Origin of the sequence: Saccharospirillum sp., assembly GCF_040881935.1 — a bacterium.
In the GTDB taxonomy this organism is placed as follows: domain Bacteria; phylum Pseudomonadota; class Gammaproteobacteria; order Pseudomonadales; family Natronospirillaceae; genus Saccharospirillum.
This window is the reverse complement of sequence record NZ_JBBECH010000052.1, coordinates 64,277-75,927: the sequence shown is the minus strand read 5'-3', so window position 1 is coordinate 75,927 and position 11,651 is coordinate 64,277. Positions and strand designations below refer to the sequence as shown.

The 11,651-nt window shown below is 55.6% G+C and carries 10 protein-coding genes; 3 read left to right on the top strand and 7 right to left on the bottom strand.

Annotated elements, in window-relative coordinates:
• Window positions 1-271 precede the first annotated feature (271 nt).
• The 5 genes from WEB54_RS08980 to WEB54_RS08960 all read right to left on the bottom strand — a co-directional run bounded on the left by WEB54_RS08980 (window position 272) and on the right by WEB54_RS08960 (window position 6,130).
• On the bottom strand, window positions 272-1,165 hold the full coding sequence (locus WEB54_RS08980; RefSeq protein WP_368054210.1) for a helix-turn-helix domain-containing protein: 894 nt from the start codon (window positions 1,163-1,165) through the stop codon (window positions 272-274).
• Window positions 1,166-1,245: 80 nt separating this feature from the next.
• Window positions 1,246-2,736 carry a mannitol dehydrogenase family protein gene (locus WEB54_RS08975; protein ID WP_368055177.1) on the bottom strand — a complete coding sequence of 497 codons (1,491 nt, stop codon included), beginning with the start codon at window positions 2,734-2,736 and terminating at the stop codon, window positions 1,246-1,248.
• Between the two features lie 96 nt (window positions 2,737-2,832).
• Window positions 2,833-3,663: a carbohydrate ABC transporter permease gene (locus WEB54_RS08970; RefSeq protein ID WP_368054206.1), complete on the bottom strand. Its 831-nt coding sequence runs from the start codon at window positions 3,661-3,663 to the stop codon at window positions 2,833-2,835.
• Between the two features lie 9 nt (window positions 3,664-3,672).
• On the bottom strand, window positions 3,673-4,551 hold the full coding sequence (locus WEB54_RS08965) for a carbohydrate ABC transporter permease (RefSeq protein WP_368054204.1): 879 nt from the start codon (window positions 4,549-4,551) through the stop codon (window positions 3,673-3,675).
• A gap of 256 nt (window positions 4,552-4,807) precedes the next feature.
• The gene (locus WEB54_RS08960) at window positions 4,808-6,130 is read right to left on the bottom strand and encodes a sugar ABC transporter substrate-binding protein (protein ID WP_368054202.1); all 1,323 of its coding nucleotides are present in this window, start codon (window positions 6,128-6,130) and stop codon (window positions 4,808-4,810) included.
• Between the two features lie 402 nt (window positions 6,131-6,532).
• On the opposite strand from WEB54_RS08960, the gene WEB54_RS08955 reads away from it, so the two are divergent.
• Complete coding sequence (locus WEB54_RS08955) at window positions 6,533-7,390, top strand: class I SAM-dependent methyltransferase (protein WP_368055174.1); 858 nt, start codon at window positions 6,533-6,535, stop codon at window positions 7,388-7,390.
• 64 nt (window positions 7,391-7,454) lie between these two features.
• Here WEB54_RS08955 and WEB54_RS08950 read toward each other — a convergent pair whose 3' ends face one another.
• Together WEB54_RS08950 and WEB54_RS08945 are read right to left on the bottom strand one after the other, a co-directional pair.
• Window positions 7,455-8,270, bottom strand: coding sequence for a class III extradiol ring-cleavage dioxygenase (locus WEB54_RS08950; protein WP_368055173.1), 816 nt, complete (start codon window positions 8,268-8,270; stop codon window positions 7,455-7,457).
• 117 nt (window positions 8,271-8,387) lie between these two features.
• Window positions 8,388-8,978: a DUF2239 family protein gene (locus WEB54_RS08945; protein ID WP_368054196.1), complete on the bottom strand. Its 591-nt coding sequence runs from the start codon at window positions 8,976-8,978 to the stop codon at window positions 8,388-8,390.
• A 135-nt stretch (window positions 8,979-9,113) separates the two neighbouring features.
• Between WEB54_RS08945 and WEB54_RS08940 the strand changes: the two genes are divergently transcribed.
• Both WEB54_RS08940 and gnd read left to right on the top strand, forming a co-directional pair.
• The gene (locus WEB54_RS08940; protein WP_368054194.1) at window positions 9,114-10,037 is read left to right on the top strand and encodes an AEC family transporter; all 924 of its coding nucleotides are present in this window, start codon (window positions 9,114-9,116) and stop codon (window positions 10,035-10,037) included.
• Between the two features lie 126 nt (window positions 10,038-10,163).
• Window positions 10,164-11,534 (top strand): decarboxylating NADP(+)-dependent phosphogluconate dehydrogenase, encoded by a 1,371-nt coding sequence (gnd, locus tag WEB54_RS08935; protein ID WP_368055171.1) that lies wholly within the window; start codon window positions 10,164-10,166, stop codon window positions 11,532-11,534.
• The last annotated feature ends 117 nt before the right edge of the window (window positions 11,535-11,651 follow it).

Here is an 11,651-nt window from a genome sequence, read left to right as displayed (position 1 = left end):
AAGGCACCAACATCGCAAAACGGAAAAACATTGCATGATGCACAGCCAAATAATTATCATGACCGTTCACTATAGTCGACCCGACCACGGTTTGGCGACTCAACGCAGCGTTTCCGGCGTTTTTTTACAGTGATGGGCGGGTGACAACCCAGGAGTCTGTCGGATCACCGCAGCTGTGACCAATTCAGCCCGCCTCCGATCGGAGTAATGTGGTAAGCCGCCGCACGACTGCTCCCTTCAAGGATGGATAACTGGCCGGCCAGGATCAAGGCTAACGCTGTAAGACCACTTTCTGCATCGTTCTGCCCCGTATTTCGATTGATTCCCGATACTGCCGCGGTGTCATGCCCTTGATCTTCAGAAAGTGTCGGTTGAAATTGGCTACGTTGGCAAAGCCGGCGTCAAAGCAGATTTCAGTAATGGGGCGATCGGTCACTTCCAGGTGCTCGCAAGCGCGGCTGATGCGCAGCCGGGTCAGAAAGTCGATGTAGCGGTAACCCGTCGCCTTCTTGAACCAGCGGGAAAAGAAGGTCGGTGCCAGGCCAAGTACCCCGGCCACCTCTTCCAGACTCAGCTCCCGGGTGCAGTTATGGATGATGTAATTGACTACGGTGCTCACCCGGCCTTCCATCAATGAGTCGGATTCCTCCTCGAAAGAGCGGCTCGACAAGGGCCAATAATCCTGCGATTGGGCCAATTCCGACATAATATTCAGAAACGACAACACCCGGGCCGGGCCTTTTAGGCCAGCGACACCTGCAAATTCGTCCATCACCCGGGCGCTGGCGGTTTTGGAAAACTCGATGCCATAACGCGAGTCTGCCAACATGGTCTGTAAGGCTTTCATTTCGGGCAAGAGCTGAATCAGTGCCTGGATGCGTTCATCGGAGAAATTGATCACCCGGTCGCGAATACCGGTCTGAAAATCCCCCAGCGACACCCAATTATGCGGCAAGTAGGGGCCGCACAAAAAGACCGACCCGGGAGTAAAGGCTCCCACGTAATCGCCAATAAAGGCATTGCCGTGAGTAGTCAGAATCAGATGCAGTTCGTATTCGTTGTGGTAGTGCCAGCGCACCAGGGAACTGTCGGCACCGTGCGCCAGGTAACGAAAGCTGTTCTGGGCTTCATAGACGGCTTCGTATTCCGGTTTGATCGCACTCATCGAGATCCTCCCCTGCTAGTGCACTAGTCACAGGATAACCTTCGCCAGGTAAATAGCCACCCTGACTGTATCCGCCGGTATTACCCTTGTAACAGCCGCAGCAGATGCGCATAAGCGCCCCTGGTCCTGATACCCGCCAGGTGAGCCGCTACTTCATCGAGAAACTGCACATAACCTGGGTCGGGTTGCTCGCCGAACAGGGCGTCTACTTTCAGCAGCCTAAGCCGGTCTGTCGCGCTGTCGCTGAGCTGCTCTGCACTCAGGTTAAATTCAATGATCGGCATCGGCTGGCCCGCATCGTTGATGCCGTCCAGATATTTCAGAAAGCTGGCAAATAACAGGCTCAGACGTCGGGTGTCACCTCCGGCGTTGATCACATCGTTCAACACCGGCATCAGGTAATTTTTAAGCTTGGAATAGCCGTCTGAACAAATGCGTTGTTGCTGATCGGCAATGGTCGAGTTGCCGAAGCGTTCAATCAACTGCAGCTGATAATCGTCCAGTGGCATATCGGCAATCGGCGTCAGGGTTGGGGCTGCATCCAATGCCATGTAATCCCTGACCAACTGCAGAATGGCCGGGTCTTTTATCGCCTCGTCGACTCGAGTATAGCCTGCCAGATAACCAATAAAGCCCATCATCAGATGGCTGCCGTTCAGCAGCCGCAGTTTAGCGGTTTCATAGGGCGATACGTTCGTGGTGAATTGCACGCCAACGGTCTCCAGTGCAGGGCGGCCCGCTTTGAAATTATCCTCAATCACCCACTGAATAAAGGTCTCAGCCCCCACGGCACAGGGGTCGACGACCCCATGGCGCTGCCGTACGGCCTGCTGGTCCGGCTCGCCGGGTGCCGGTGTGATCCGGTCAACCATCGAGTTGGGAAACGACACATGTTCGCTGACCCAGGCACAGAGCGTGGTATCGGCATGTTCCAGAAAACTCAGCAGTGCTTTGCGAAACACATCGCCGTTGTGCGGTACGTTATCGCATGACAGCAGCGTTACGCGACCGTCGGCACCCAACGCGGACCGTGCCTCAAGCGCCTGCCACAAATAGCCGTAGATGGTTCTCGGCTCTCCCCGGTTATTCAGGTCGTGCTGAACATCCGGGTGGTCGTGAAAAAATCGTTGCTTTTCGAAGTCGTACAAATAGCCGCCTTCGGTAATGGTCGTGCTGATAATGCGAATACCAGCTCGAGCCAGCGTATCAATGACCCGCTGCGGATCTTCCGGTGCGAACAGCACCTCGGTCAGGGAGCCGATGACCCGATCTTTGGTCTGGTTGTCATCTTTTTCAGTCAGGGTGTAGAGCCCCCGCTGACGGGACAGGGTGTCCAGAAAGGGCTTGTCAGCAGGTCGAATACCAACTCCGCAAATGCCCCAGCTTAAATCGCCGCTGCTGGCCATATAGTCGTCCAGATAGCGAGCCTGATGCGCACGATGAAAGCCACCGACACCAATATGAGCAACACTGACCGTTACGTCACCACGGTTATAGACAGGCCATTGCAATGTTTCCGGACAGCGGTCCGCCGTTAGGTTCACGAGTTCGTGGATAGTCGATTCAGACACAAAAAACTCCTCAGTCACCAAGCGCTGTTTCGCTGTGACCTATAAAAGATTCAATAAAAAGACGGAGCCCTGAGGCTCCGTTAAGGAGGACCCACACTACTTAACAGCACCAAAGGTCAAACCGCGAACCAGTTGCTTTTGGCTGATCCAGCCGAAGACCAGAATGGGAGCAACGGCCAGCGTTGAGGCCGCCGACAGCTTGGCCCAAAACAACCCTTCAGGGCTGGAATAGGAAGCGATCAGTGCCGTCAGCGGCGCCGCCTGGGAGGCCGTCAGATTCAACGACCAGAACGCCTCGTTCCAACTGAGTATCAGCGACAACAGAAAGGTTGAAGACAAGCCGCCTAGCGTGATCGGAATCAGCACATGGCGGATTTCCTGCCACAGGCTGGCACCGTCCATCCGGCAGGCTTCGAGAATGTCTTTGGGAACATCCTTGAAATAGGTGTAAATCATCCAGATCACGATGGGCAGGTTGATCAGGGTGTAAATAATAACCAGGCCCGTCCGGGTATCCAGCAGGGAGGTATCCCGCGCCAGCAGATAAATGGGCACCAGCACGCCCACTGGTGGCAGCATCTTGGTCGACAGCATCCACAGCAGCACACCCTGAGTGCGCTTTGTCGGGAAAAACGCCATGGAATAAGCGGCTGGTATGCCAATAAGCATGGCCAGAATGGATGACACAAAACTAATGACCACAGAGTTCATCGCGTAGCGAAGATAATCGCTGCGCTCGAACACCACCAGATAGTTCTCCAGCGTTGGCCAGAAAAACAGACTTGGGGGCGAGGAAAACGCATTCAGCTCGGTTTTGAAGCTGGTCAGAATCATCCAGAAGATCGGGAAGAACAGCAGTGCCGCCACTAACCAGGAGACGATCGTTACCAGCGTCAGTTTGACGACTTTTTCAGTGTGTAAATTCATCTCTGTCTCCTATTCCCCGGCCAACGATTTACCGACAATGCGGATCAGAAAAACGGCCACGATATTCGCCAATACCACCGCGACAATGCCGCCAGCCGAGGCCATACCCACATCGTATTGCAACAGCGCCTGGGTGTAGATCAGGTACGCCAGATTAGTCGTCTGCGTACCGGGGCCACCCCCGGTGGTGGTGAAAATTTCGGCAAAAATAGATAGCAGAAAAATGGTTTCGATCATCACCACCACCGCCAGTGGTCGCGCCAGGTGAGGCAGGGTGATGTGTCTGAAAATGGCGATCGGTCCGGCACCATCCATTCGTGCCGCTTCCAACTGTTCCTGATCAAGCGATTGCATCGCCGTCATCAGAATCAATATGGCAAAGGGCAGCCATTGCCAGGAAACAATGATAATAATCGACAGCATGGGTACATCGGTAAACCAGTCGATCGGTGTCATACCAACGCTCTTTGATAAAAATGCAAAGAAGCCACTGACCGGGTTCATCAGCAGGTTCTTCCACACCAGGGCATTAACCGTTGGCATGATAAAAAACGGTGAAATCAATAAAATTCGTACCAGGCTTCGGCCCGGAAACGGATTGTCGATCAACACGGCGATCAGAGTGCCGAGCACCACGGTAATCAACAGGGTTGAACCCACCAGAACCAGGGTATTGGACATTCCGGCGAAGAAACTTGGATCGGTAAAAAAGAACAGGTAATTCTGAAAACCAACGAAATTTCGCGGACCCGGGATCGTTAAATTAAAATTGATCGTCGAGTAATAGAGCGTCATTGCCAATGGCACAGTCATCCATGCCAGCAAGAGCAGTACCGAGGGTGCAACCAGAAAGCGTGCCGCTCGGGCATTTCTAGAGAGCTGAGACATGACTAGGGTACTTCCACATAAAGGCCTGGCCGCCCTTTCGGGCGGCACTCATCATTCAAGAGTCGGGTTCTGTATGAGGCAGTGGTCCGCGAAGGCTACCGGTGACACCTTCTGCGGGGTCGGCGTGAATCCGTCCTTGGAGCCTAGGCCGCAACATCCATGTTGCGGACTTCCCCGCAGAGGTGCCCCCGGCACCCTCCGCTCGCTCAATGCAACATTGCGAATACCGGCACTTGAGTTACAACCACTGGATCAATTAATTCTGGTACCCAGCTCGACGCATTTCACGATTCACCACCGTGTTGGCATTTGCCAGCGCAGCGTCAACCGAGGAACTACCGGCGAGGGCACCGGAAATTTGCTGCCCGACGGCGGTGGCGAAACCGCTGAAACCGGGAATGGCCACAAACTGTACGCCAGTGTAGGGCGAAGGTTCGAGTGTGGAATCATCCGGGTTGGCTTTACGCATCTGAGTCAACGTCATGTCGGCAAACTCAGCGGCGTTCAGGTACTCCTGGTTCTCGTAAGTAGATATACGAGTGCCCGGAGGGATAGCCGCAATGCCATGACGTTCGGCAACCAGAGCTGAGTATTCTTTCGAAGTCGCCCAGTTCACGAATGTCTGTGCGGCGTCTTTCGAGTCTGAACTGACAGGTACTGCCAGCGCCCAGGCCCACAACCAGCCACTGCCTTTCTCGGTGACCTGGCTGGGCGCGGCGGCAAAGCCTACCGAATCAGTAACATCGGACTGACTTTCATCGGTAACAAAGCTGCCAGCCACGGTGGCGTCAATCCACATACCGCACTTGCCGGTGTTAAACAGCGCCAGGTTTTCGTTGAAACCGTTGCTGCTGGCGCCCGGAGGGCCGTAGTTGCCGAGCAGGTCGACGTAGAAATTAACCGCATTCTTCCACTCGGCTGATTCCAGCTCTGCGTTCCAGTCCATATCAAACCAACGGCCACCGAAAGCGTTGACGATGGTGGTCACCAGGGCCATGTTTTCGCCCCAACCGGCTTTACCGCGCAGGCAAATACCGTATTGTTCGTTGGCCGGGTCATGCAGGGCGACGGCAAACTCACGCACCTGGTCCCAGGTGGGCGCGGCGGGCATGTTCAGACCGGCTTTTTCAAACAGGTCTTTGCGGTAGTAGGTCATGGAACTTTCGCCGTAGAACGGCAAGGCGTAGAGCTGACCATCAGCCGATAAACCGGCTTTTACCGAAGGAAACAGGTCGGCTTCATCGTAGCTTGCGGGCAGGCTGTCCATGGGTTCGAGCCAGCCGTTTGCGCCCCAAATGGGGGTTTCGTACATGCCAATGGTCATCACATCAAACTGGCCACTGTTGGCGGCGATGTCGGTGGTCAAACGCTGACGCAGGACGTTTTCTTCCAGTATGACCCAGTCGAGTTCGATGCCCGGGTTGGCGGCCTCAAACTCGGAAGATAGGGCCTGCATACGGATCATGTCACCGTTATTCACGGTGCCGATGGTAATGGTTTCTGCCAGTGCGGTGGTGGTGCATGAGACACCGATGGCAAGCGCGCTCAGGCGCAGCCAGGACGTTTGGGAAGCGTTCATTGTCGTTCACCTATCGTTGTTGTTGTATGTCTGCGATTTCGGGAATCCCGTTACGGACAACACCATTAAACGAGGAAGGCGGACAACTCACCAATACTTGAACAGAAAGTTTCTGTACTTTTTTAACCTCTTGAAACCCGGGATTCGGAGGTTGTTCTAACTATAATGCCGGGAATCCGTATCAGTCACCGGGTGTGTCTGTCCGGGGTCGGCGTAAACCCTTCCATGGGGCCTAGACCGCAGCGTCCTGCTGCGGACTACCCCGGACAGACACACCCGGCACCTGTTACTTGGCCTTTGCCAAAAGTAAAAACGCGAGTTAATAACCATCTTTTAACACTGATTCACCACCCCTAAAGACCGTGATAAGGTAAGCCAACTCTAATAACAAACGGCAACGCCATGGACTCTAAAGAATTTGGGCTGGTTTTTGGCCAGCAACTGACGGGGATGGAAGACCTGCACTACGGCTTCTGGGACGACACCATTCCCGAAATCTCCGTGCTTTATATGAAACAGGCACAGTTGCGTTATACCGAACAGATCATCGAAACCATTGAAGCCCATGGCTCAGCTTCGCAACGGATTATCGATGTTGGCTGTGGTACCGGTCAGGTGTTGGTGGCGCTGAGCGCGCGCGGCCATCAGGTCGATGGCGTGATCCCCGCCCCACACCTCGAAGCCCGGGTTCGGGAAAAAGTCGCCGCCAGTCAGTTGAACAGCACCGTTTGGGGTTGCACCTTGCAGGAGGTGCCTGTCGATACGCTGGCTGGCCAATACGATACGGTGCTGTTCAGCGAAAGCTTTCAGTACATTCCCTACCAGACCGCACTGGCGGCCGCCAACACCTTGCTCAAGCCCGGCGGCCATGTGGTGATCTGCGATTTCTTCAAAACCGACAACACCGGTGATGGCCAGCCCGGCGATAAGAGCTTCGGCGGCGGCCATCCTTACTCCAAATTCGTTAAAGACCTCGAAGCCTTAGACTGGGAGGTGTTGGAGAACAGCGATATTACTGCCAATACCAGTCCCAATATTCACCTGCTCGATCAGCTGCTGCGCGAGCGCATCGGGCCAGCCATGGGCACGCTCGATCACTACCTGGGTGAGCGCCATGGAGTGATTCTGAAGTCGGTTAAGTGGGTATTTCGCAAGAAGCTGGCCAAGCTGAAGTTCAAATACCTCAGCGGCCATCGCAGCCAGGCGGTGTTTGAACGATACAAAACCTACCGGCGTATTGTATTGAAAAAAGCAGGTTAACGACGCTTCGACAGGCTCGCGGTGAGCCTGTCGACCCTCCTGGGGGTTTGGATAAAACCTACAATCAATTCCGCCAGATCACACAAAACGTCCGGTAGCCCAGCACCGTATCATCGAACAGAATCTCACCCGCCTGACCTCCGGCGGCCCCCAGGCACACCGGCAGTGGCAGCAAATGCTCTTCACGCGGATGGCTGAACCGGGCACCGGGAGCTTGATCCCAATCGATCATTTTCCCGATACGCTGCTCCGGCGTCAGTGCCGGGTTCGTCAGTGTATCGGCCAACCAATCGTGGAACTCGTGGTTGATCGACCGCGCCTGGTCATTACTGTTGCGCATAACGCTCATGTTGTGAAAAGAAAAACCGGATCCGAGAATCATCACGCCATCATCGCGCAAAGCCGAGAGCGCCTCGCCCAGGGCAATGTGCGCCTGGGGGTCCAGCCCTTCGATCAGCGATAATTGCAACACCGGGATATCCGCCTGGGGATGCATCAGCAGCAGCGGTACAAAGACGCCGTGGTCATAACCGCGCTGGGTATCGGTGTCGAGCGTCAGGCCCGCCTGTGCCAGGCATTCCTTCACCCGGGTGCGGATATCCTCCGGGTTCGTCGCCGGGTACTGGTATTCGTAGGTCTCTTGAGGGAAACCATAATAATCAAACAGCAGCGGAGGCAAATCAGCCGCCAGTAAGGTCGGCTGTGGCGCCTCCCAGTGCGCACTGATCACCAATACCGCCGCCGGTCGTTCATAGTGCCCTGGCAACTGCCGCAAGAAGTCGGCTATCGCCTGTTGGCTGGGTTCATTCAGCAGTGGCATGGGGCCGCCGCCATGCGGAATAAAAATCGCTGGTGCCCTGTTTTTTGCTTGGGTTGTCATGCTCTGGACTCCTATTGTTCAGTTATCCATAGCCTAGGCCCACAATCCTGATCAAACCATCAAAATACTTTGTGCATCATCTTCATTTCGATTGATCAAGCTGCAGGTATCGAACCGTCAATGACGCCGATCGGGCTCGCTGGCCTGCCGCCAGGTTTGAACTTCACCCACCAGAGCTCTGACATGTCGTTGTACGTCCTCAGGCCAGTCCGCCATTTCCGTAAACATGGTGCCATACTGATGACGGTAGAACTGCCGTAGTGCCTCTTCATACCCTGGCAGGTCGCCGGCCATGGTCTGCATAAACCGGTCGACCGACAGAGACGCTTCTTCCAACTGCACCTTGGGTGACTTGCGAGCGGCCTCGAGCATACGCCGTAAAGCCGCCGAGGCACCGCCAGCCTGCCGACTCAGCCATTCCCAGTGCCGTGGCAACAGTGACACCTCACGCGACTGAACCCCCAGTTTGGGCCGCCCCCGTCCCTGCCGCTGTTGCACCGGAGCCTCACCGGCCTGGTAGGCCAGACTGCGGGTGATCAGATCATCCGGCTGACTCCAGTCAATTTCCAGCATGGTGGACGTCTGGTGGTTCAGTACCAGCAAGGAGGCATCCGTTTCGGCGCCTATAAACGCCCGTATGTCAGGCAATGCCTGCTCTGGCTCGCCTTCGGCCACTTTGAGTGATCCGCTAAAAGCAATCAATTTCATAATCATCCCTTATTATTTTTACCCGGCTTTAATGCAGTGTATCCCGATTAAACGAATACGAACAGCCCCGCGCAATTCCTTTACAGCCAGGTGTTCCCGGGGGTTAAATGCGGGTTTTGCTGACTGGAACACGGAATGATTGCCAACGCGCTTGGGCCCGTCTTTTTACTGATTTTGCTCGGTGTCGCCCTGCGTCACTGGGACTTGCCCCCAGCCGCCACCTGGCCCGGCATAGAACGCCTGACCTACACTGTGCTGTTCCCCGCCCTGTTGATCCACCGACTGGCACTGGCCGATTTTGATGTAAGAGCGTTCGGCCAGTTGGCGGTAACCATTTGTTCGGCGCTGCTGCTGGTCAGCCTGCTCTTCGTATTGTTTCAACGTTGGCTAGCTAACAACGGGCCAGACCTGACCTCGGTGTACCAGGGGGCCGTTCGGTTCAATACTTACATCGGCCTGGCCGTGGTAAGCGCACTCTACGGCGAACCGGGCCTGGTGATCGCCGCGATGGCCATGGCGGTGATGATCCCCTTCGTTAACGTACTCTGTGTACTCACCTTCGCCCTGACCGGTACCGGCTCTCAGGTGTCTGCCCGGGGCATTCTGCGCGCCCTGCTCAGCAACCCGCTTATTCTCGGCTGCCTGGCAGGCGTTGCTCTAAACCTCAGTAGCATCGGCCTGCCCGGCTGGACTGCCGACACCGCCCGCCTGCTCGGTTCAACCGCGCTGCCGCTTGGCCTACTGGCGGTTGGCGCAGCGCTGAACCTGCGCACCCTAAGTTCAGATGTAAAACCGGTGCTACTGGCCAGCCTGATCAAATTCGCAATCCTACCGCTGGCTCTGGTCACCCTGGCCAATCTGTTTGGCCTCAGCACCCTGGGTGTTTCGGTATTGCTCATACTGGGGTGCCTGCCGACGGCCAGTTCGGCTTTTATTCTGGCCCGTCAGATGGGCGGCAATGCCAACCTGATGGCCAACATCATTACGCTGCAAACCCTGATGGCGTTTGTGGTGATGCCTGTCTGGTTAATTTTGGCGGCCAATACGACCCTTTTCTGACCTGATAGTCTGTTTTTATGGCATTGCGTTTGCCTGCCTGCGCAATTGCAAAATTGAGAATTGACCTTATTACCTTTGAACACTGAACTACGGCGGACGCGTTCGCCTGAACCAAGGAGTAACCTGATGAAGGGTGATTGCACCATTGGCCTAATCGGCCTGGCTGTTATGGGCCAGAACCTGGTATTGAACCTGCTGGACCACGACAACCACGTGGCCGTTTATAACCGAACCACCAAAGTCACCGACGACTTTGTTAGCGAAACCAAGCACCCCAATCTGGTCGGCACTCAGTCTCTGGAACAGTTCGTTCAAGCTCTGGCCAAACCCCGAAAAATCATCCTGATGGTCAAGGCCGGTGACCCGGTCGACGCCGTTATCAACGATCTCAAGCCGTTGCTTGAAGACGGCGACATCCTGATCGATGGTGGCAATTCCCTGTTCACCGATTCCCAGCGCCGCAGCGATGATTTGACGCCCCAGGGCATTCACTTTGTTGGCTGTGGCATTTCCGGCGGTCAGGATGGCGCACGCTTTGGCCCCTCGATGATGCCCGGCGGCGATGAATCGGCCTGGCCTGCACTGAAACCCATTCTGCAAGGCATCAGTGCCAAAACTGAAGCCGGTGAAGCCTGCTGTGAATGGATGGGCGACGGCGGCTCCGGGCATTTTGTTAAAATGGTGCACAACGGCATCGAATACGGCGATATGCAGATGATCGCCGAGATCTACGACCTGTTGCGCGCCAGTGGGCGCAACAACGAAGCCATTGCCAGTCTATTTGAGACCTGGAACCAGGGGCGTCTGGCCTCCTACCTGGTTGAAATTACCGCTAAAGTACTGCGTATAAAAGACGACGACGGTACCGACTGGGTCGACAATATTTGGGATAAAGCCGGCCAGAAAGGCACCGGAAAATGGACCGCCATCCAGACGTTGGAACTGGGTGTGCCGGGCTCCATCGTCACCGAGGCTGTGTTCGCACGGGCTCTGTCTTCCCGCTGGGAAGAGCGCCAGACCGTGCATGCAAAATACCCCAAGTCCACCTCGGTAACAGGCTACAAAGGCCTGGAGAATGATGCCGAGGCCGCCCTCTATGCCGCCAAATTGCTGGCCTACGCTCAGGGTTTTACGCTGCTTTCAGAGGCAGCGCGTGAGCACAACTGGACCCTCAACATGGCCAACATTGCCCAGGTCTGGAAAGCGGGTTGCATCATTCGCGCTAAGGCACTCGACCCGATTCAATCGGTTTTCAAGGCCGAACCAGGCCTCGATAACCTGATGCTCAGCGACTTCTTCACCGAAGAACTCAAAGACTGCGAAACGGCGTTGCGCCGGTTGCTGGTGTGCGCCATTGAAGGCGGTGTTCCCGTACCGGCTCTGTCGAATGCACTCGCCTACTTCGACGGCGTGCGCAGCAAGCACTTGCCGGCCAACCTGATCCAAGGGCAACGGAACTACTTTGGTGCGCACGAGTACGAGCGGTTGCCGGGCTAACCCGGCTATACTGGATGTTCCCCGGGGTGCATTATCCTAGCGTGCATTGTACAGTGCCGCCGCAACGCCTGTACTCTGCACCCAGTGCACCCCCCATTTGCGATCTATTAGGGCAGT